The 20508-nt window shown below is 68.5% G+C and carries 19 protein-coding genes; 13 read left to right on the forward strand and 6 right to left on the reverse strand.

The genetic code is table 11. The features are described 5' to 3' along the window. Window positions 1–355: 355 nt before the first annotated feature. The 4 genes from IT359_12805 to IT359_12820 form a co-directional block, all read right to left on the reverse strand. Window positions 356–613 carry a hypothetical protein gene (locus IT359_12805; GenBank protein MCC6929853.1) on the reverse strand — a complete coding sequence of 86 codons (258 nt, stop codon included), beginning with the start codon at window positions 611–613 and terminating at the stop codon, window positions 356–358. 609 nt (window positions 614–1222) lie between these two features. After that, complete coding sequence (locus tag IT359_12810; GenBank protein MCC6929854.1) at window positions 1223–1828, reverse strand: nuclear transport factor 2 family protein; 606 nt, start codon at window positions 1826–1828, stop codon at window positions 1223–1225. Next, complete coding sequence (locus tag IT359_12815) at window positions 1825–2421, reverse strand: hypothetical protein (GenBank protein ID MCC6929855.1); 597 nt, start codon at window positions 2419–2421, stop codon at window positions 1825–1827. Before IT359_12815 ends, IT359_12810 begins: the two co-directional genes overlap by 4 nt. Beyond that, window positions 2418–3236: an SIR2 family protein gene (locus IT359_12820; GenBank protein ID MCC6929856.1), complete on the reverse strand. Its 819-nt coding sequence runs from the start codon at window positions 3234–3236 to the stop codon at window positions 2418–2420. The genes IT359_12815 and IT359_12820 overlap by 4 nt, the downstream gene beginning before the upstream one ends. Window positions 3237–3399: 163 nt before the next feature. Between IT359_12820 and IT359_12825 the strand changes: the two genes are divergently transcribed. The 4 genes from IT359_12825 to IT359_12840 are packed head-to-tail and all read left to right on the forward strand — an operon-like array spanning window position 3400 to window position 6009. Next, window positions 3400–3876: an RNA polymerase sigma factor gene (locus tag IT359_12825; protein MCC6929857.1), complete on the forward strand. Its 477-nt coding sequence runs from the start codon at window positions 3400–3402 to the stop codon at window positions 3874–3876. Next, window positions 3873–4403 carry a hypothetical protein gene (locus tag IT359_12830; protein ID MCC6929858.1) on the forward strand — a complete coding sequence of 177 codons (531 nt, stop codon included), beginning with the start codon at window positions 3873–3875 and terminating at the stop codon, window positions 4401–4403. Before IT359_12825 ends, IT359_12830 begins: the two co-directional genes overlap by 4 nt. Before the next feature lies 1 nt (window position 4404). Continuing rightward, window positions 4405–4902, forward strand: coding sequence for a hypothetical protein (locus IT359_12835; protein ID MCC6929859.1), 498 nt, complete (start codon window positions 4405–4407; stop codon window positions 4900–4902). Window positions 4903–4920: 18 nt separating this feature from the next. Further along, window positions 4921–6009 carry a hypothetical protein gene (locus tag IT359_12840; GenBank protein MCC6929860.1) on the forward strand — a complete coding sequence of 363 codons (1089 nt, stop codon included), beginning with the start codon at window positions 4921–4923 and terminating at the stop codon, window positions 6007–6009. A 36-nt stretch (window positions 6010–6045) separates the two neighbouring features. Here IT359_12840 and IT359_12845 read toward each other — a convergent pair whose 3' ends face one another. Then, on the reverse strand, window positions 6046–8046 hold the full coding sequence (locus tag IT359_12845) for a DUF2207 domain-containing protein (protein MCC6929861.1): 2001 nt from the start codon (window positions 8044–8046) through the stop codon (window positions 6046–6048). Between the two features lie 221 nt (window positions 8047–8267). Here IT359_12845 and IT359_12850 point away from each other — a divergent pair, with 221 nt between their 5' ends. From IT359_12850 to IT359_12890, 9 genes are all read left to right on the forward strand, one after another. Beyond that, the gene (locus tag IT359_12850) at window positions 8268–9674 is read left to right on the forward strand and encodes an aminopeptidase P family protein (GenBank protein ID MCC6929862.1); all 1407 of its coding nucleotides are present in this window, start codon (window positions 8268–8270) and stop codon (window positions 9672–9674) included. Between the two features lie 162 nt (window positions 9675–9836). Further along, complete coding sequence (locus IT359_12855) at window positions 9837–10211, forward strand: helix-turn-helix transcriptional regulator (protein MCC6929863.1); 375 nt, start codon at window positions 9837–9839, stop codon at window positions 10209–10211. After that, window positions 10208–12946: an ABC transporter permease gene (locus tag IT359_12860; protein ID MCC6929864.1), complete on the forward strand. Its 2739-nt coding sequence runs from the start codon at window positions 10208–10210 to the stop codon at window positions 12944–12946. Before IT359_12855 ends, IT359_12860 begins: the two co-directional genes overlap by 4 nt. 165 nt (window positions 12947–13111) lie before the next feature. Further along, a complete protein-coding gene (gene malQ, locus IT359_12865; GenBank protein MCC6929865.1) occupies window positions 13112–14578 on the forward strand; it encodes a 4-alpha-glucanotransferase in 1467 nt (488 codons plus the stop codon). Between the two features lie 36 nt (window positions 14579–14614). Then, window positions 14615–15976, forward strand: coding sequence for an MFS transporter (locus tag IT359_12870; protein MCC6929866.1), 1362 nt, complete (start codon window positions 14615–14617; stop codon window positions 15974–15976). Between the two features lie 151 nt (window positions 15977–16127). Further along, window positions 16128–17939 carry a cyclomaltodextrinase N-terminal domain-containing protein gene (locus IT359_12875; protein MCC6929867.1) on the forward strand — a complete coding sequence of 604 codons (1812 nt, stop codon included), beginning with the start codon at window positions 16128–16130 and terminating at the stop codon, window positions 17937–17939. Between the two features lie 4 nt (window positions 17940–17943). Next, a complete protein-coding gene (locus tag IT359_12880; GenBank protein ID MCC6929868.1) occupies window positions 17944–18330 on the forward strand; it encodes a VOC family protein in 387 nt (128 codons plus the stop codon). Between the two features lie 139 nt (window positions 18331–18469). Next, complete coding sequence (locus IT359_12885) at window positions 18470–18721, forward strand: hypothetical protein (protein MCC6929869.1); 252 nt, start codon at window positions 18470–18472, stop codon at window positions 18719–18721. Window positions 18722–18751: 30 nt separating this feature from the next. Beyond that, window positions 18752–19087, forward strand: coding sequence for a hypothetical protein (locus IT359_12890; GenBank protein MCC6929870.1), 336 nt, complete (start codon window positions 18752–18754; stop codon window positions 19085–19087). Window positions 19088–19236: 149 nt separating this feature from the next. Here IT359_12890 and IT359_12895 read toward each other — a convergent pair whose 3' ends face one another. Beyond that, entirely contained in the window at window positions 19237–20466 is a 1230-nt protein-coding gene (locus tag IT359_12895) for a DUF3179 domain-containing protein (protein ID MCC6929871.1), read from the reverse strand. Window positions 20467–20508: the final 42 nt, after the last annotated feature.

The following is a 20508-nucleotide window of genomic DNA, read 5'->3' on the forward strand; positions in this document are numbered from 1 at the left end:
GCTGGGATCCATTTGTCCGTGCACCGCGCGCCGAGCGGTCGTGGTGGCGCGCGGGCGCGCGGGCGCGGGGAACATCGCGCTCACGCGAAGCCGCGAAGACAGAGTGGCGACATGCTTTCGTGCTATCAGCGCGAATTCGCTCCGCGCCCCCGTCCACCTTCCCAGCGAACGCTGGGATCCGTTTGTCCGTGCACCGCGCGCCGAGCGGTCGTGGTGGCGCGCGGGCGATCTGACTCACGCGAGCTCGCGAAAGCGGCGTGCAGGGCGTGGCGGCTCCGGGGGTCTCGATCGCGCAGTTCTCGAGGAAATCGACGTTGCCCTCGGGCACCCCACGGGTTCGTCGAGATGTTGAGCGTCATAATGAACACCCAACCGTCATCGTGGAACCGCCAGTGGTGAGCTGCACCCCATTGGCAATGACGTGGCAGGCGCCGAACGCCAGGTACTTGCTGCAGGTGAACGCTGCAGAGGAAGTGTAGTCCGTCTGGTATATCCAGTTCCCATTCGGCAGCTGCACCCACCCCACCGCACGCGCGGTCGACGGTGTCGCGACTGATGTTCCCGCGAAGACAAGCGCGACCACGAGCGCTCGCCGAACCCAGTTCCTCCCCATGTCGTCTCCTCCTGGACTGATCGTCACTCCGCGGACCGATCGCGGGAGGATCGCGTGGACACGGATGGTAACAACTCCCGCTGACACCAACTCTGCGTTGCCCCGTCCCCAGATTCGGCGGCTCCGCGAGCGCCGATCTACTTCGCGCCGACGCGACCGCCCAGCGCGCGGTGCACGGAGAAATGGATCCCAGCTTTCGCTGGGAAGGGGGGTGGGGGCGCCGGGTGTTGCGCGCATAGCGTGCAATCACCTCGCCACGCCGCCTTCGCCGCCTTCGCCGCCTTCGCCGATTCGCAGCTTCGCGGCTTCGCCGATTCGCAGCTTCGCGGCCTAGCGGCTTCGCGGCCTAGCGGCTTCGCGGCGTCTCGGCTTCGTGCCTTCGTGTCTTCGTGTGAGCCCGATCATTCCCGCGCCCCCACGACCGCCCAGCGCGCGGTGCACCGACAAATGGGTCCCAGCTTTCGCTGGGAAAATGGGCGGGGGCGCCGGGCGTGGCGCGCGCAGCGTGCAATCACCTCGCCACAACGCCTTCGTGCCTTCGTGCCTTCGTGCCTTCGTGTCTTCGCGTCAGCCTCACAATCCCGTCCCCCGTCCCCCGTCCTCCCCGCCCTACGGCGCCACCGCGCAGTACTTCCCCCCACGACAATACTCGGGCACGAACGTCTCGCTCTCCACGAACCACGTCCCGTCGATCCGTCGCCATTTGGCGTAGTAGCTGCCGCCGATCGCAATCGCGCCGTCGCTGTCGCGCCACGAACCGGTCCACGTCCCCGACTCGGCGGCCATTTCCCATGGGGCAAAGACGCGGATGTCGCGCGGCGAGCGGCGGTAGGTAACGTCGGGGCGCGAGGCGAACTGCTCCGCGAAGCGGTCGAGCATGGCCTGTCGACCGATGCTCTGCGACGAGTTGGAGGAGACGACGACCAGGTGAGGCGCGAGGATGGCGCCGATGCCGGCGGTGTCGTGCCGGGCGATCGCCTCGTTGGAGCGCGCGCGCGCAGCGCGGATCTCGGCGGCCGCGCGCGCCGCTGCCTTCGGCGTTGCCGCTGGGTGGGGCGCGGTGCCTTGCGCCTGTGCCCCAACTGCGAGCAGCAGCGGCGCTACGAAGAGGAGGACCGCAGCAACGCCGCCCGCACGGCCCGTCGCTCGCGCCGGTAGCGGGACGCGTGAGGCGACTCCGGCGGGTTCGCGCGCGCAGTCACGCCCAGACCTCATGTCTCGCGCCCGCGGTCCCGCGCGGTGGCGGCGTCCAACTCGGTCAGGAACAACTCCCACGCCTTGATGAGCGGCGATGTGGAGCGCTTCTCGGCCATTCCCATCTCTCCGTAGGTTGTCGTGCTCCCGCGCGGAATGAAGATGGGATCCCAGCTGTTGCGGTTGTATTCGCCGCGCGCGGCCTGGGCTACCTCGCCGGTAGTCTCGCCGCGGAAGATGTGGATGCGGCGTCCATCGCAGTATCCCAGATAGGCGCGGGCAACCGCCTGGCGCGAGTCGCCGTCCCGCAGGAAGGCGGTCATGCGGTCCTGTAGCGACCGCCATACGATGCGCCCGAAAACGCCGGGAAAGTCCTTGGCGTGATCGAAGAAGAGCCCGCCATGCTCCACGACGCACGGATGGTGCACGAGCCGGTAGGCCTCGTACGCCTTGAGGCGCACGACGTCCTCGAGGGCGGGCGAGAGGATCTCCTGCACGTTCTCGCGCACGGGCATCAGCTCGATGTCCAGCGGGGCCTTGGCGGCCCGCAGCTGCAACATGTCCGTGATCTCCTCGATCTTGGATTCGTTGCGGCTGACAAAGTAGAGCTTCATGTCAACGCCTCCAGGAACTGGGCGGTGCTCCCCGACTTGTCCACGGTGTCGAGCTCGATGACGGCCACGCCCCACTGCGCGAGGATGGTGCGCTGGATCTCCCCGGTGCCGAACGTCGTCAGGAACGCGGCCGGGACATCGCGCCGCCCGGTGCGCCGAGCCGCACGCCGTAGTTTGTTCAGCTTGTACATCAGGTAGCGGATGTTGATGTCGCTGAACGAGTAGCCGAGGAAGAGGAGCGACCCGCGCAACGTGTCGCCGCGCAGCTTGATGTCCAGCGCGGACTCGAACTCCAGGCGCTCGAAGTAGGACGACTCCGTCAGCACCAACGACGCGTCGTCGCTGAAGGTCCCGTGGAACTTGACGACGTGCGTCGCGTCGGCGGGGGCGCGGGCGATGTCGTCGATCCCGGCAATGGCATGGCAGCGCGACCCGTGCAATCCAAAGGCGCGCTCGATGATCTCGTCGTAGTTGGTCGTATAGATGAGCGGGAGCTTCATGTCGACGAGCGCCCGGTGCGAGCGCGAATCCCGGATGGTGTCGTCGGCCGGGTTGAAGGCGCGGTCCATGAGGCTGCGCAACGGCCCGATGCTCCCCTTCGAGGCTACGTAGTACTCCGCCAACTGCAAGTCGGTGCCGTTCAACTTGAAGACGTCGGGATCGTAGCCGAGCTGTTCGCCCACGAGCCCGATCAGGTTTCCCCAGTCGGGAAGGCCGAGCGGCCTGGACAGCCCCGAGCCCACGAAGGGAATCAGCCTGCCCGCGGCGCGCAGGTCGCGCAGCACATCGAGATGTTCTTCCGGTACGTGACTCATGAGGGTGCAGGGAGACATGAGGGGCGCGACGCGCCAACTTGGCACCTTGCCGAACAGTCGGCAACGCTGTCCTATGGCGCGCCCGTCCCGATCCACACACTGTCGAAGCCGTTCACGCCCACTGCGGAGCACGCCACTGTCCACGACCGACCTGCGAGAGGCGTTGGCCCAGGCGCACCCCACGGCCCATGCCTGGGCGCTGCGCTGCTGCCAGGGGAATCGCGGCGACGCAGAGGATGTGCTGCACACGACATACTGCAAGGTGCTGGACGGCAAGGCACGATTTGAGGGGAGGTCGAGCTTCAACACCTGGTTGTTTGGGGTGATTCGGCGCACGGCGCAGGAACAAGCACGCTGGCAATGGCTGAGCATGGCTCGCCTGGAGCGTTGGTGGCGCGACGCCCAGGGAGACGACGGCGCGGACATGTCGCCGGCGGAGGACCAGCGTATCGCCGGGTTGCAGGCGGCACTGGTCCGACTGTCCCGTCGGCAGCAGGAGGTGCTGCACCTGGTCTTCTACCAGGGGCTCACGATCCAGGAATCGGCCGACGTGATGGGGCTCCCGGTGGGGACGGCGCGCACGCACTACGAACGAGGGAAGGCGCGGTTGCGCCTCCTGTTGCAGAGAGAGGATGCATGACGCACGAGAAGAACCACCACGACCGCCAGGGACAGCAGCCGCGCGCTGCCGACGAGTTGCACCTGCGGGAGACGTTCGCCGCGATGCGCGAGCGGGATGCCGCCCGGGCGCCAGCGTTCCAGCGCGTCCTTCGCGGCGAAGTGCGGCGCGGTACCAACACGCCCCGACGCATCACCAGCCGCTGGATCCCGGCGTTGGCGTTAGGCGCGGCGGCCGTAGTCGCGGTGGCGATGGCGCTCTCGACCTGGCGCGGCACCAATGCCACCGCGACCATCGCAACGGCCGAGGCGCCCACCGTTATGCCCTCGCTCGCCTTCGTGCCCGGCTCGATGCGCGTCCCCACCGACTACTTCCTCGACCTCATCGTGGCGTCCGCGACCGACGAGATTCCCTCGATCGGCGAAATCGACTGGTACCCGCTGGTGCCGGCAGACGGCGGCAGCAGCGCCGAGCAACTAGATGGCAAGGCGCCCACCGCGCACGACTCGATGACCCACGGGGTCCCCAACGCTCGCAGGAGGAACTGACATGCCCCGCCGTGTGCCCACGCGTCTCATGCTCGCCGCCAGCATGGCGTTGCTCCTGGCGGCGGTGCTCGCCACGTCCGCGAGCGCGCAAGCCAAGTCCGACGACGCCTTCGCCAAGGCCTTCTTCGACCCGCAACTCGTGCTCAAGCACGCCAACGCGATCGGGCTCACTGCGCAGCAGCGCAAGGCGATCCTGGACGAGATGAAGGCGACGCAGGTTGCGCTCGTCCCGCTGCAGGTCGACATGGCCGATCCCGCGCTCGAACTGCAGGGGATCATCGAGGCGACGCGCGTCGACGAGGCCAAGGCGCTGGCCAGGATCGACCAGGTGCTCAAGATCGAGAACGAGGTCAAGAAGCGTCAGGCCATGTTCGTGATCCGGGTGAAGAACCTCCTCACGCCGGAGCAGCAGGCCCGGCTGCGCGCCATCCGCGAGGGTGGCGGCGAGGAAGACAACGATGGCGGCGACACCTTGCGCGCCCCGCTCCCCAACGACTGACAGCCAACGGAGACGACCATGTCCATGTCATCACGCCGCCGGCATGCGGCGCTCGCGACCGCGGCGCTCCTCCTCACCGCGTGCCAGGATGCAACGTCACCCGCCAACGGCGCCTTCGATGCCCCGCGACTGGTCGCCGGCGTCACCGCGGTCGAGAAGGTCGCCGCCTCGAGCGCCATCGGCTCGCTGACGCAGCTCGCGCGCTACGGCGGCGGCTCCGCGGTGGGTGCCTCCGTCGCCGCGGCGCGCGTTGCGTCTGGCGGTGACGCCCGATGGAGCGTCGGGCTCGCCGACGCCGTGTCGCGCCTGGCGACGCGCGCGCTCGATGCAGGGAGCGCCCTCATCCCCGTCATGCGCAGCAACGCGCTGGGCAAGGTCTACGTCTACGATGCCACTCTCGGGCGCTACGTGGCCTCGGCGCGCAGCGGGGCGCCGTCCAACGGGGCGCGCTTCATCCTCTACGCCGAATCGTCGAGCGGCGTGCCGATCACCGGACAGGAAACCGGCTACGCCGACCTCACCGACGAGAAGCGCGCGAGCGCCGGCGTTGCGGGGGTGAAGCTGGTCGTGGTCCTGGGCGGCGTGACCCGCGTGTCGTACGCCTTCGACCTGGCGATCGCCGGCGGGACGCCAAACTTCTCGCTGCAGGGGTTCCTCGTGGACGGCGCCGACCGTCTCGACTTCACGGTGGACGCCACCAGCGCACTGCTGGGGAACGGGACGGCCACCGTGAAGGCGCGGCTCGCGGCGCCGCAGCAGGGGTTCACCGTCAACGCCACGATCAAGGGGCGCCCGGATAGCCGGGACGGCGAGATCGACCTCACGATCGCCTCTGCCTCGGACGAGGTCGTCGTCGATGCCGCTACCGTCAACAATACCCTCGTCGCGACGTTCACGGTGAACGGGACGCTCCTGGCCAATGCCAAGGGGAACCCCGAGTCGCCGGAGATCACCGGCGCGAACGGTCGCACACTCAACGCCGACGAGCTGCGCGCGCTGCAGAAGATCGTCGAGATGGCGGGTGCGGTCTTCGACCTCGTGCAGAAGCTGGTCGAGCCAGCGGGGGCGATCCTCCTCGTCGCCCTCGGGCTGGGGCTGGGCGCCTAGCGAGATCGTTAGGCGAGGGGCGGTGCCTTCTTCGTTCTACCACCCACCGCCCCCGCCCCCGCCAGAACTCCCGCCGCCGCCGGAACTCCCGCCTCCCGAGCTGCTCGACGCCTTCGAGACCCCCGCGGCGACCGAGGAGGCGGCCGCGACCCACATCCCGCTCGACCCGCCGCCGGCGAAGCCGCCACCCCCGCCAAAGCCCGACCACGACGAGCCGCCTGACGAGCCCGTGCCTGACGAGCCGTCGCTCGACGTCCACGACGAGCCTGACGTTGCTCGACTCATCGAGCTCGAGTTCGCGGCGCCAAACGCCTTGAACCAGCCGTCCATCTGCGAGGCCAGCCCGAGCCCGATGAGCCACGGGAACCAGTCGTCGTCGAGGCGCGGCTCCGGCTTCCGCAACTCAGCGGCGAGGTAGCGCCGCGCGCGCGTCATCTCGCGGCGCAGGCGCATCCAGCGCGTCCCGCGACGCCACATCGCCATGCGCAACGTCCCGTACGTGACGGCGATCCCGAGGAGTGCCAGCGCCACGAGCACCACGATCCCTACACGATTGAAGCCGGAGAGCGTGATGAAGAGGAAGGCCGTCGAGAGCACCGCGAGCGGGACGAGGAACGAGGCGGCACCGCGCCCGGCCCCATCCACGCGACTTCGCCATGCATACGCCACCGGGAGTAGGATGGGGAGGAAGAGAACAAACGACACGAAGAGCCCCGGGATGCCCACCACCACGTCGTAGCTGCCATCGGCGGCGTTGGCGATGATGGCCACCGCACTAACGATGAACAGCACAAGTATCGGCCACCACGGCGGGACCGGCGTCGGCTCGTCGTCGGGGATGAGCGCCTGCACCATCTCCTTGAGTCGCGGCTCGATCTTCCCCGCCGGGTTGAAGCCGGAATTGTTGTAGTGCTTTCGGATGTCGTCCGACGTGACCTCCTTGCGCCCGCCAAAGAAGAGACCGTTCACGAGATCGCGCTCGTAGTCGCGCAGGTCGTTGCGGTCGGCGAGGAGCTCCATGTGCAGCGTGTTGCTGCTGAAGATCCAGAACTTCGTCGTCTCCACGCGACTCTTGATCTTCCTCTCCGACTCGAGCCGCGCCAGCACCGCTGTCACCTCGGCGGCGCCGGTGTTCTCGTCCCACGCGGCCCCCACCACCTCGGGGGCGTGTTGGAAGATCACGCGATCGAGCCACGCCTCGTCGATCGCTGTCCCGTCATCGAGTGAGGCGAAGCGCCCCAGCCTCGACTCGCGACGAAAGAACCAGGTGAGGAGGAGGAGAATCGCCGCCACATAGGCGCCGGCGAGCGCGTAGCGTTGTGACGCCGGCGCGCCGGTGACGACGCCTGAGGGGCGGCCCTCGCCGGTGAACGTGAGGGGGATGTTGACGACATAGCCGATCCAGGCGTCGAGCGGGAGCGGGCCAAACTCTCCCGTGAAACCGTCAGGCGCTTTCCACACCGGGTCGAGCGTCAGCTTGAGCGTGAACTCCTGGATGGGTCCCTGATGCTCGGTGAAGGCGAAGTCGTGATCGAGGCGGAACGCCTTCCCCGATTCTCCTTCCTCCAACAGGATGTGGCTGTAGCGAAAGTCGAGGCGGTATGTACGCTCATCGGCGTTGAACGGCGGATCGCCCTCCAGGCGCGCTCGCCAGCGAAGGGCGCCTGACCCAGCGAAGTCGTAGCCGTCCACGACGTCGGTGTTCCCTTCCTCCATTGGGAGTTCGCGGCCGGTCAACGTGTCGAGGCGCACCATCCGTTCGAAGGTGAAGCGCTGCGGCACCGAGTGTGTGAAGCTGCGCTCGCCGCCGTTCCAATCGCCGGTGAAGACGATCGTCTGCGTCTCCTTGACGTGCAGTACCGCGGCGCTGTCGAGATGCGCCTCGACGTGCATGCGCCGCCAGTGCAGCTCGCGACTCTGCGAGCGAAGCGGCGACGCGACGAAGACGAGCGACAACGACAGCGACACGGCGATGCCGGCCAGCCACCGCTGGCGGTCCACCCATCGCCCCAACCAGCCATCGTTTCGAACGCCCATGGTCGCCAAGAGTGAGGGAAGTTCCGCCGTACGCGCCTCGCGCGCCGAAGCTACCACCCCCCACTGCGCCCGCCACCCCCGCCGGTGTCGCCGCACGCCCTCCCACACCCCAGATTCCCCCCACGATCCCACCGTCTCTTCCCTTCCCTCCAAACACCAAAGCCTCCAACTCTCGCCGCTCCCTTCGCGCCTTCGCGCCCACCATATCCCCGCCCTCCGCCATGACCACCCGCCGCACCTTTGTCACCCAACTCGGCGCCTCCCTCGCCGCCGCGAGTGCCGCCGCCCAGTCCCTTGCCGCCGAGCCTAGCGACGGACAGCCGCGCGGCTCCGAACGCCTCCTGGTGGAGAATCCGCTGCATCCCACGCCCGCCCCCGTTGGCGTCGACCGGCTCCCGTTGGAATGGTACCAGGCACAGTCGCGCCGCCTGCGCGAGCGCGCGCGCGAGCGCGGCGTCGACGCGATCCTCCTGCAGAGCGACACCAACCTGGTCTACTTCACCGGCTGCTTTCGCGGGAGCGGCGAGCGTACCACGTGGGCGCTGCTGCCGACCAACGAAGCGGACACCGTCTACTGGTACTCCCCCGCCATCGACCGCGACCTCATCACGTCGTGGTGGTGCACCGAGAACGACTACTACTTCTGCTATCCGCACGCCGAGGGTGGTTTCCCACACCGCGGGGAGCTCTCGCGCGGCAAGCGAGTCGACCTGTGGGCGTGGGTGCTGGAGAAGCTTGCCGCTCGCGGGCTGGGGGAGAAGGTGATCGGGCTCGACCGCGAGCTCACGCCGTCGGCGCAGCGCACCTTTAGTCGCGTGCTCCCCAAGGCGCGCAACGTGGAGATCGACGACATCTGCCTCGACATGCAGGTCATCAAGACGCCGGCGGAGATTGCGCTCACGCAGCGAGCGTATCGCTACTTCGACCGCATCCACGCCTTTGCGCGCGACTACATCCTCGAGCACGGGACGAGCACGACCGACTACCAGATTGGCCAGGCGCTGGCGTCGTACGGGATCAACCTGATGATGCGCGACGTGAAGCGCGACGGGAAACCGCACAGCGCCGTGGGGATGGACGTGACCGGCAACTACGTGCGCACCGGCGTCGCCACCGCGTACCCGCACCCCAACCAGTTCTTCCACGCGCAGGTGCAACGCGCTCAGCCGCTCTACGTCAACTGCGACATCCTGCTGGGCGGCTACGGCGGCGAGGGGTATCGCAACTACATCCTCCTCCCCTCCACGCCGCAGCACGACCGCATGTGGAACGTGGTGCGCGACACCGTGCAGATGATCGTGGAGGAAACCAAGCCGGGCGCCGTCTGCTCGGAGATCGCCTACAAGGTGCACCAGTACCAGGTGAAGTCGGGGATGCAGGACTTCATCTATCACCGCCCGGGGCACGGACAGGGGCAGAACTTCGTGGGGCACCAGCCGCCGTTCCTCGCGTTAGGCGACGACACCGTGGTGCGCGCGGGAATGACGTTCTCGGTCGAGCCCGGGCTCTACGACGAGAAGAGCGGGATCGGGATCAACCCCAGCGATCGCCTGGTGGTGCTGGAGGATCGTGCCGTGCTGATGTCGCGAATACCCTTCTCGCGGGAGTGGAGCTATCTCGACGTCTGATACTGAGAGGACGAGAGGACGAGAGGACGAGAGGACGAGAAGCCTGTCCCAGCGAAGGCTGGGAACGAGAGGTTGACCGGGCGAGCGGGGGGAACGAGGGCGTGCAGGGGGATGGTACCTTGATGACCTGAAACATATGTGCGCGGCGCACGTAGTCGGGGCATGACGCCTGAATCGCCGACACACGGACAACCCGGCGCGCTCCCACTGCGACCGGTCGAGTTCGAGATCCTGCTCGCCCTCGCACTGGGAGAACGGCACGGCTACGCCATCATCCGCGAGGTGGAGCGGCGGAGCGAGGGGGGCGTTCGACTGGAGACGGGGACGCTGTATCGGGCGCTCCAGCGGCTGGTGCAGGGAGGAATGGTCACTCCCGTCGAGCGCCGGACCACCGAGCCGTCGGAAGACGAGCGGCGGCGCTACTACGCACTGACGCCGCACGGGCGCGGAGTCGCGGCTGCGGAGGCGGCACGCATGGCTCGCCTCGTAGCCGCGGCGCAGGCGGCGCAGCTCATCCCGGGTGCGGGGCTGCCGTGAGCACCGCCGGCGACAATCCCAATGACCGCCCGCTGGGTCGGGGTGCCCCGGACCGCATCGAGCGCACGGCCCGCGCCTTCCACCGCGCGCTGTTGCGTGCCTATCCGCGCGACTTCCGCGAGGAGTTCGGGCTCGACATGGACGAGACGTTCGCCGATCGCTGGCGCGACGCACGGTCACGGGGCGAATGGGCAATCGCGCGACTCCTCATCGGCTCCACGGTCGACGCGGCGCGCACCGCCGTCGCGACGCATCTCCGCGCCATCTCCCCCCCTCGTGACATGCTGCACCTCCAGGACCTTCGTCATGCCGTCCGCCTGCTGCGGCGCACCCCCGCCTTTACGCTGCTCACGCTCTTCGTGCTCGCCGGCGGGATGGGGGTGAGCATCTTCACCTTCTCCTTCCTTTATACAGCGATCGTGCGCCCCATTCCGCTCAGCGACGGCGCTCGAATGGTGCGCGTGCAGCAACGCGTGGGTGGTTCGGTGCGGGGGATCGACGCCGTGGACCTCGCCACGATCCGTCCACAGCTCACGATGCTGTCGGCAGTTGGGGGTTGGATGGCGCGCGACGCGATCCTCGGCGATGACAACGGCACGAGCGCGCGCCGCGTGATCGAGGCGACGGCGGTGGAGTGGAGCACCTTCGATCTCACGCGAACGCCCCCCGCCATGGGGCGCGCCTTCCGCGCCGACGACGAGCGGCCCGGCGCCGCGCCGGTGATCGTGCTGGGGCATCGGCTGTGGCAGGTGGCGTTTGGCGGCGACCGCGGCATCATCGGGCGTCGCATCGTGCTGGACGGCACCGCGACGGAGGTGATTGGGGTGATGCCGAGCGGCTTTGCCTTCCCGGTGGCCGCCGAGTCGTGGGTCCCGTTAGGCGCCGCCGTTCGCACCGTGACGGAACGGGGACACTACACTGTGAATGTCTTCGCTCGCCTGGCCAGCGGGGCAACGCGTGCCGACGCGGAGCGGGAAGTGGAGGTGCTCCTGCAGCGTGCATGGCGCGACCGCCCCGTTTCTGCCGACTCCGCCGAGACATCGGCCGGCGGTGCGCCGCGCGCGCTGGTGCGCACCTTCCCCATGGCGCAGATGGGGGATGAAGGGCCGGTCGTCTTCACGCTGCTCAACCTGATGGCGGCGCTCATCCTGCTGCTGGCGTGCGTGAACGTGGCCAACCTGCTGTTGGCGCGCGCCAACGAGCGTGCGCGCGAGATGGCGGTGCGGCTGGCGTTAGGCGCGTCGCGCGCCCGGCTGGCGGTGCAGGCGCTGTGGGAGCCCGTCATCCTCGTCGCGGTGGGTGGAACGATGGCGACGGCGCTGGCCGCCTGGGGGCTGGACGTCGTGAACGCCTGGGCGCAGCACCACCTGGAGGGGAACCTCGCCTTCTGGTGGGTCTGGCGGATGGACGGGACGACGCTGCTTGCGGCTGGCGGCTTCATGACGGCCACGCTCGCCGCGCTGGGAGGGGTGATGGCCGTGCGGGCGACGGGGACGCGATACACGGCGGTGTTACGCGATGGCGCACGCTCGGGCCTCCGCGGCGCCGGGCGCGCGGCGCGCCTCCTCGTCGCCACACAAGTCGCCACCGTCACCGTGCTGATGTTCTTCGGCGTGCTCTCGGCGGTCGCGGCACGGACGCTCGAGCGCATGAACCCCGGCTACGACACCCGCAACCTGCTCGCCAGCGGCATCGACAGCGACGCCGATCGACAGGGCACACCAGCGCAGCGGCGCGCCCTGTGGTCGCGCCTCTACGACGGGCTGGGGGCGCGACCGGAGATCGAGGACCGCGTGCTGCGCGCGCGAATCGGCGCGCTCGATTCCGAGAGCGGCGCGCTGGAGTTCGGCGACGGGCGAACGCATGGCGCCGATGCCCGTCCGCGCGCGTGGGTATATGCCTCGCTCGGAGCGCTCGACGCGTTAGGCATCGCCACCGTCGAGGGACGGCAGCTGCTGGACAGCGACCGCGACGGGCAGCCGCTCGTGGCCCTCGTGAGCCGCTCGCTGGCACGAAGCGCCTGGCCCGGTCGATCTGCGATTGGCGAGCGGTTGCGGCTCCCGGGGACCGGGGAGCGCGCCGAGGATGCATGGCGCACCGTGGTGGGCGTGGCGGAGGACGTGCAATACGGCGAGGAGTTCTCCCGAAACCGCGGCGCGGAGGCGGTGTACGTCCCGCTCGCCCAGCACGACGCACCCGCGGTCTCGATCGCCTTTCGCCACCGCGGCGACGCGACCGCCGCGCAGGCCGCGCTGCACGCCACCTTCGCCGCCATCGACCCGCGCCTCGCCCCCTCGCGCGTGACGACGTATGACGAGGTGCTGGAGAAGTCAGCGCTCATCGCGAACTCTGTCACGCGCCTCTTCGCGCTCTGCTTCGGCTTCGCCTTGCTGCTGGCGGTGAGCGGGACGTACGGCGTCATGTCGCGCGCGATGGCGCTCCGTGTGCGCGAGATCGGCATCCGCCGCGCGCTCGGTGCGCCGGACGCCAGCATCCGGCGCCTCCTCCTGGGCCAGGGCGCTCGCCAGCTCGGCGTCGGCGCGATCGTCGCCCTCCCCCTCATGCTCATGGTGGGGCTCGCCTTCTCCCGCTTCTTCCCGCTCTCCCCGTGGATCGCGTCGGCGAGCGGCTTTGCCGTGTCGTCAGCCATCGTCGCCGTGGTCCTGGCCGCCAGCTGGATTCCGGCGCGACGGGCCCTGGGTGTGCCCCCGCAGGCGGCGCTGGCGAGCGAGTAGGCGGGGGGCGACCGGGTATAGCCACCGGCGTTCGCTTCCGGTAGAATCCCGCCAGCTTTCACGGCGCAAAAACGTTTCCACTGCGCCGTCTGGGCGGATCGCCCTGATCTGTCAGCTTGGCGAGCGCGCACGCCCGTTCTCCTCTCGATCACGCCGCATCGCACCATGACGTTTCCGCGAAACGCCGGCCTGCTCCTTCACCCGACGTCGCTTCCCGGCCCGCACGGCATTGGCGACCTGGGCCCCGAGGCCCATCGCTTTCTCGACTTCCTGTCGCAGGCCGGGCTCAAGATCTGGCAGGTCCTCCCCCTTGGCCCCACCGGCTACGGCGACTCGCCGTATCAGTGCTTCTCGGCGTTCGCCGGCAATCCGGCGCTCATCCACGCGCCCGGTGAGGGGGGCGACTTTCCGCTCCACACGGTCGACTTTGCGCGCGTGGTCCCGCACAAGCAAGCGCTCCTGCGCGCGGCGATCGATCGCTTCACGCCGGACGCCGCTTATATCGCCTTCGTGGCGCGCGAGATCGACTGGCTGGACGACTTCTCGCTCTTCATGGCGCTCAAGCAGGCGCATGGCGGGGTTGCCTGGACCGACTGGGAGCCGGGCGCAGCGCAGCGCGACGCGGCGGCGCTGGCCGAGTGGCGCGTGACGCTCGCCGACTCCATCGAGCGTATCCGCCGCGAGCAGTACTTCTTCTTCGCGCAATTTCTGGCGCTCAAGGCGGCGGCGGCCGCGCGCGGCATCCAGCTCATGGGCGACCTTCCCATCTACGTTGCCCACGACTCGGCAGACGTGTGGGCCAATCGCGAGCTGTTCAAGCTCAAACCCGACGGGCGGTTGCTCACGCAGGCCGGCGTCCCGCCCGATTACTTCAGCGCCACCGGCCAGTTGTGGGGGAACCCGATCTACGACTGGGATGCCTTGGCCAAGACGGGGTATGCCTGGTGGATCCGTCGCATGCGCGCCGCCTTTCAGCTGTTCGACCTGGTGCGCATCGACCATTTCCGCGGCTTCGAGGCGTACTGGGAGGTGCCGGGCGACGAGGTGACGGCGATCAACGGGTCGTGGACGCCGGGGCCCGGCGCCGCGCTGTTCGAGGCGATCGAGGGGGCGTTAGGCAAGCTCCCCATCGTGGCCGAGAACCTGGGGCTCATCACGCCGGCCGTGGAGGCGCTGCGCGAGCGCTTCGGCTTCCCGGGAATGAGCATTCTGCAGTTCGCCTTTGGGGGAGACGGGCAGGCGAGCGAGTTCAAGCCGCACAACTTCCCGCGCGACCGCGTGGTGTACACGGGGACGCACGACAACGACACGACGATGGGGTGGTGGAACTCGACCGGCGCCGGCGACTCGACGCGTTCGGCGGAAGACGTGGCGCGCGAGAAGTCGTACGCGATGCGCTACCTCAATACCGACGGGCGCGAGATGCACTGGGTGCTGATGCGCGCCGCGCTGGCCTCGGTGGCGAACACCGTGCTCGTCCCCATGCAGGATGTGCTGGGGCTGGGGAGCGAGGCGCGGATGAACCTCCCGGGGCGCCAGGGGGGCAACTGGGGGTTCCGCTACTCGTGGGACCAGGTGACGCCGGAGATTGCCGCTCGCCTGCGCGAGCTGGTGACGCTGTATGACCGTTAGGCAGCGCGTGACTTCCTGCAGCGAGGCACAGGAGCGATGAGCGACGCAACGCACGCCGGCGGCGCGGCGGCCGCGGCTGGTCCCACCAGCGCGCCGGCGCGGACGCCGTTCGCGAGCATCTGGAACATGTCGTTCGGCTTCCTCGGCATCCAGTTCGGCTGGGGGCTGCAGATGGCGAACATGAGCGCCATCTACGAGTACCTGGGCGCCAGGCCCGACGAGATCCCGATGTTGTGGCTGGCGGCGCCGCTCACGGGGCTCATCGTGCAACCCATCATCGGGCACTTGAGCGACCACACCTGGCATCCGGTGCTGGGGCGTCGGCGCCCGTTCTTCCTGGTGGGGGCGATTCTCAGTTCGTGCGCGCTCATCCTGATGCCGCAGTCGAGTGCGCTCTGGATGGCGGCCGGGCTGCTGTGGATCCTCGACGCGAGCATCAACATCTCGATGGAGCCGTTCCGCGCCTTTGTGGCCGACCTCCTCCCGCAGCATGAGCGGACGCGCGGCTTTGCCATGCAGTCGTTCTTCATTGGCGTGGGGGCGGTGCTCGCCTCGGCGATGCCGTGGATGCTGACCAACTGGCTCGGCGTGGGGGCGTCGGCGCCCGGGACCATCCCGACGACGGTGCGGCTGTCGTTCTACATCGGGTCGGCGGCGTTCTTCGGCGCGGTGCTGTATACCATTGTCACGACCAGGGAGCACCCGCCGGCCGACATGGAGGCGTTCCGTCGCGCCAAGTCACAGAGTGCGGGGGTCGCGGCGACGGTGCGTGAGGTGGTGGCCGCGTTCAGGGCGATGCCGGTGACGATGAAGCAGCTGGCGCCGGTGCAGCTGTGCACCTGGCTCGGGCTGTTCTGCATGTGGCTGTACTTCCCGGTGGCGGTGGCGCGCAACGTTTTTGGCGCGCCCGACACCAACTCGCCGCTGTATCAGGCGGGGCAGGAATGGGCCGGCGTCTGCTTCGGTGCGTACTCGGCGGTCTGCTTCCTCTTCGCCTTCTGGCTCCCCGTGCTGGCGCGGAAGGTGGGGCGCAAGGCGACGCACGGGATCTGCCTGATGTGCGGGGCGGCGGGTTTGGCGTCGGTGGCGGTGATCCACGAGCCCAGACTGCTCCTGCTGTCGATGGTTGGAGTGGGGATTGCCTGGGCGAGCACGCTGTCGATGCCGTACGCGATGCTGGCCGGCGCGCTTCCGCCGGCCAGGACGGGCGTATACATGGGGATCTTCAACTTCTTCATCGTGATCCCCGAGATCGTGGCGTCGTTGGGGTTCGGGTGGGTGATGAACCACGTGCTCGACAACAACCGTCTGGCGGCGGTGGTGCTGGGCGGGGTGTTCATGGCGCTGGCGGCGCTGCTGGTGATGCGGGTGGACGATCGGGGGGAGGCGGCGGCGTAGCGGTTTCGGGGGCCTCCGGGAGAGGCGCGGCACGCTCGATACGGAGCGGCGCGACAAGCGCGACACGGAGGTTCACGGAGGGGGCACGGAGGTACACGGAGGAGGTTACATGAGAGTTCGTGAGTCGATGCGGGGTTCTATCCGCCGCTCTGTGTTTGTTGTGGGTGCGTTGCTGCTGACGGTTGGCGCGGGTGCGCAGGCGCCGACGGTTTCGAAGGTGGAGCCGCCCAACTGGTGGGCGAATTCGTCGGTGAATCCGGTGCGCGTCCTGGTGCGGGGGACCAACCTCGGAGGGGCGCGCCTCGAGTGCGGACGCCTGGCGTGCGACAACGTGACGGTGAGCGCGCGCGGCACGTATGCCTTCGTGGACGTCGTGATCCCGCGCGATGCAGCGCCGGGGAGCTATCCACTCACGTTGCGCACGAATGGCGGCTCCGTCGCGGTGCCGTTCAGCGTCGCGCCGAGGCTGGGGGGGCACGGGCGCTTCCAGGGCTTCGGGACGGAGGACGTGGTATACCTCCTCATGCCGGATCGCTTCGCCAACGGCGACGCGTCCAACGACGATCCGGCCGTATCGCGCGGGCTCCTCGATCGCGCCAAGGGGCGCTACTACCACGGCGGTGACCTGGCGGGGGTGCGGCAGAAGCTCCCCTATCTCAGGTCGTTAGGCGTGACCGCCATCTGGATGAACCCGCTGTACGACAACAACAACGGGCTCAATCGCAAGGAGACGTACGACAACCTCCCCATCACCGACTACCACGGCTACGGCGCCACCGACTTCTACGCGGTCGACGAGCACCTGGGCGACGTTGCCACCTTCCGGCAGCTGGTGGACGATGCGCACGCGCAGGGCATCCGCATCATCCTCGACATGGTGGCCAACCATACGGGGCCGTACCACCCGTGGGTGCAGGACTCGCCGACGCCCACCTGGTTCCACGGGACCGAGGCCAGCCACCCCAACAACACCTGGCAGACGTGGACGCTGGCCGACCCGTACTCCAACGCGGGAATGCGCAAGGCGACGCTCGACGGCTGGTTCATCAACATCCTCCCCGACCTCAACCAGGACGATCCCGAGGTGGCGCGCTACATCATCCAGAACACGCTGTGGTGGATTGGCGTGAGCGGGATGGACGGGATTCGCCAGGATACGTGGCCCTATGTGCCGCGCTGGTTCTGGCGTGACTGGATGACGGCAATCAAGCGCGAGTATCCCGCGGTGCGCGTGGTGGGCGAGGTGTTCGACGGCGACCCGTCGATGATTGCGTTCTTCGAGGGGGGGCGGCAGCAGTGGGACGGCGTCGACGACAAGGTCGACGTCCTCTTCGACTTCCCGCTCTTCTACGCCATTCGAGGGGCCTTTGCGCGCGGCGAACCGGTGCGGCAGGTGGCGCAGATGCTGTCGCGCGACCACGTCTATCGCGACCCGCAGAACTTGATGACGTTCCTGGGGCTGCACGACGTGCAGCGCTTCATGCACGAGCCTGGGGCCACGCCCGACGGGCTCAAGCTCGCCTTCACCTTTCTCCTCACGGCGCGCGGGACGCCGCTCGTGTACTACGGCGACGAGGTCGCGCTCCCCGGCGGGAACGATCCCGACAACCGGCGCGACTTTCCCGGTGGGTGGGCGAGCGACGCACACAACGCGTTCGAGGCGAGCGGGCGCACGGCGACCGAGCAGGACGTATGGCGTCACGTGCAACGCGTGGCGCAGCTGCGCGCCCAACGACAGGAGTTGCGTGGCGGGGCCACGGAGCATCTCGTCGTCACCGACCAGGTATACGTCTACCGGCGCGGAGCGACGGTCGTGGCGATCAACAACGGAAAGGAGGCGGTGGAGGTGGCGATCCCGGTGGCGTCGCTCCCGGCCGACGCGTTAGGCGCCTGCCCGGCGGGCAGCTCGGCCAACGGCACGACGACGGTGCGCCTTCCGGCGCGCGGCAGCTGCATCTTCTAGGGCGATGAAGATCGAACACGTGGCGCTGTGGACGCACGACCTCGAGCAGTCGCGCGCCTTCTACCAGACGTTGTTCGGTGCGGTCGCCAACGAGCGGTACGAATCGGCGCGCGTGCGAGGCTTCGCGTCGTACTTCCTGACTATTCCAGGCGGCGAGACTCGGCTCGAGCTCATGCAACTGCCGCAGCTCTCGCCCATGGCGTTGCCGCCGGCACTCGGCTACGCGCACCTCGCCATCTCGGTGGGGTCGCGCGAGAAGGTCGATGCGCTCGTCGAGCTGGCGCGCTCGGCGGGGGTGCCGATTCGCTCGGAGGCGCGGGTGACGGGGGATGGGTATTACGAGGCGGTGTTGGAGGATCCGGATGGGAATCCGGTGGAGGTGACGGCGTAGCGTGGCCGGCGGCCGCGGGGGCGCAAGGGAGTTCGTTTCACACGAAGACACGGAGACACGAAGGGAGCGCGCGGTGGTTGGGGGGCTTCGCGGCTTCTCTTGATGGAACTGACGGTCAAACGGTACAAGAGGGACTCGTATGCATCCGATGTACTTGCAGGAGGTTGAGCGGGGGGCGGGGGCGGGGACGTATGCGGATCGGATTGCGCTCATGCGCGCGCAGGGGAAGCCGATGCCGCAGATCTGGCACCTGTTCGCCTACAAGCCCGATCGCACCGACTTCCTGGCGCACTTCACGCAAGGGGTGATGCGTGGGGCGTCGCCGTTGTCGGCGGGGCTGCGCGAGTTGATCGCGGCGCTCACCTCCAGGCGCAACGACTGCGACTTCTGAACGGGGTCGCACGCCGCGGTCGCGGCGACGTTGCTGGGGAACCGGGCGCTGGTGGACGCGGTGCTGGCCGACTATCGCACGGCGCCGATCGACGAGTCATGGAAGGTGCTTTTCGCCTTTCTCGACACGGTGAACGCCCGCTGCGCCGAGTTGGGGCCTGCGGACATCGAGACGTGCAAGGCGGCGGGGTGGAGCGAGGAGGCGATCTATGACGCCATCACGGTCTGCGCGCTCTTCAACTTCTACAACCGCTGGATCGACGCCACGGGTGTCAGCGACCTGGGCGAGGCGATGTACGCGCAGTCAGGGGAGCGGATGAAGGCGCACGGCTACGCGCCGCCGGGGCGCATCGTCCTCGAGAAGTAGCGAGCGCTGGCGCCGGGCACGCGCGGAGACATAGCTGTTGAAAGAGCTTTCACCACGGAGGCACGGAGGACACGGAGTAGTACGCCCTCCGGGTTCTCCGTGCCTCCGTCTTGAAAATCGTTGATCTTCGTTAGGCGCGGGTGTCGGCCTCAGTACCGCGACGTCCCCGGCTGGAACGTCCGCCATGAGTGCCAGAATTCCTGGCTGGCCGGAATGCGCGGCGGGCGCAACGCGCTGCCACCGCCATTCACCGGGAAGGAGAAGCGTGCCGACACCAGCGTGTCCCCGCGAATGGTGAAGGTCAGCGCGCTATCCGGCCGGATGTAGGCGTAATAGGAGGCGGTATCGGTGGCGAGCGCGAGGACGATGGGGACGCGCCCCACTACCGCGTTGATCACGCGCTCGCGCTTGAGACGGTTCCAGTCGAAGGCGACGGCGTGCGAGTCCATGAGGATCCCCACCACCCATGACTTCTCGCCCCACGACGTCGTATCGGTCCCCGTCAGCGCCTTGCGGCTGGTTCCCTTCTCGAACGCATAGTCCTTGGCGTACTCCTTCGTGAAGTCGGGATCGCCCTGCATGACGAGGCTCGTCGGGTGCAACGCGAGCCACTCGGCCAGCGTCACCTGCAGCGACGTGACTTCCGTGAGCGTATACCCCTTGAGCGCCCCGGCCACCGCCTCGCCATTGGCCTGCCGCCACCAGCTCTTCGTCGTCGCATCCTCCAGCATGGCGTTCCAGTGGTCCATTCCCACCAGGCGGAACGACTCGGCGCGCCCATTCACCATGGGAGAGAAGACGCGCCCCGTGCGGCAGACGGTGCAATAGGTGACGAGCACCGGCTCGCCACCCACCATGTCGGGGACCTGATGGTGATAGCCGATGAACATCAGCGGGTAGGCGCGCGCCTCGCCCCGCACCTCGATCCCCACCACGAGCCGATCGAGCGGGACCAGGTTCTCCGCCACGCCGCGCATCGAGAGCACGGTGGGGACCTTGAACATCGCGTCGGCCGCCATCACGAAGTTTGTCACGTAGGCAGTGGCACCAGCAGCGGCGAGGCCGGCAGCCGCAGCGAGACGGCGACGACCGGGTCGCCGCAGTTCGTGGTAGGCGCCGGTGAAGACGATTGCCCACAGCAGCGTGCGCAGGCGCCAGCGTTGGCGGTGGAACACGTAGGCCCACTCGAGCGACGCCATGCGCTGGCTCCCCGGGAGCGGCATGATCAGCCAGACGAGCGCGAGCTCGAAGGCGATCGCCAGGGCGAGGAAGAGCCAGAAGAGCCAGCTGGGCGGTTCGGTCGCCGCCGATCGCTGGGGAACGAAGCGCAGGCCGAACCGTCGCGGCGAGTCGGAATCCATGGCGAACATGAGCAGCATTCTACCGCTTGCTCACGACACGACGCCACCTAGAATTGCGAG

This window comes from Gemmatimonadaceae bacterium, assembly GCA_020852815.1.
Taxonomy (GTDB): domain Bacteria; phylum Gemmatimonadota; class Gemmatimonadetes; order Gemmatimonadales; family Gemmatimonadaceae; genus SCN-70-22.

Excerpts from the sequence above, each read along its gene's own strand:
- IT359_12880 (MCC6929868.1), top strand. The coding sequence starts at position 17,944 with ATGAAGATCGAACACGTGGCGCTGTGGACGCACGACCTCGAGCAGTCG.
- IT359_12870 (MCC6929866.1), top strand. The coding sequence starts at position 14,615 with ATGAGCGACGCAACGCACGCCGGCGGCGCGGCGGCCGCGGCTGGTCCC.
- IT359_12855 (MCC6929863.1), top strand. The coding sequence starts at position 9,837 with ATGACGCCTGAATCGCCGACACACGGACAACCCGGCGCGCTCCCACTG.
- IT359_12885 (MCC6929869.1), top strand. The coding sequence starts at position 18,470 with ATGCATCCGATGTACTTGCAGGAGGTTGAGCGGGGGGCGGGGGCGGGG.
- IT359_12840 (MCC6929860.1), top strand. The coding sequence starts at position 4,921 with ATGTCCATGTCATCACGCCGCCGGCATGCGGCGCTCGCGACCGCGGCG.
- IT359_12810 (MCC6929854.1), bottom strand. The coding sequence starts at position 1,828 with ATGAGGTCTGGGCGTGACTGCGCGCGCGAACCCGCCGGAGTCGCCTCA.
- malQ (MCC6929865.1), top strand. The coding sequence starts at position 13,112 with ATGACGTTTCCGCGAAACGCCGGCCTGCTCCTTCACCCGACGTCGCTT.
- IT359_12845 (MCC6929861.1), bottom strand. The coding sequence starts at position 8,046 with ATGGGCGTTCGAAACGATGGCTGGTTGGGGCGATGGGTGGACCGCCAG.
- IT359_12815 (MCC6929855.1), bottom strand. The coding sequence starts at position 2,421 with ATGAAGCTCTACTTTGTCAGCCGCAACGAATCCAAGATCGAGGAGATC.
- IT359_12830 (MCC6929858.1), top strand. The coding sequence starts at position 3,873 with ATGACGCACGAGAAGAACCACCACGACCGCCAGGGACAGCAGCCGCGC.
- IT359_12895 (MCC6929871.1), bottom strand. The coding sequence starts at position 20,466 with ATGCTGCTCATGTTCGCCATGGATTCCGACTCGCCGCGACGGTTCGGC.
- IT359_12850 (MCC6929862.1), top strand. The coding sequence starts at position 8,268 with ATGACCACCCGCCGCACCTTTGTCACCCAACTCGGCGCCTCCCTCGCC.
- IT359_12805 (MCC6929853.1), bottom strand. The coding sequence starts at position 613 with ATGGGGAGGAACTGGGTTCGGCGAGCGCTCGTGGTCGCGCTTGTCTTC.
- IT359_12820 (MCC6929856.1), bottom strand. The coding sequence starts at position 3,236 with ATGAGTCACGTACCGGAAGAACATCTCGATGTGCTGCGCGACCTGCGC.
- IT359_12835 (MCC6929859.1), top strand. The coding sequence starts at position 4,405 with ATGCCCCGCCGTGTGCCCACGCGTCTCATGCTCGCCGCCAGCATGGCG.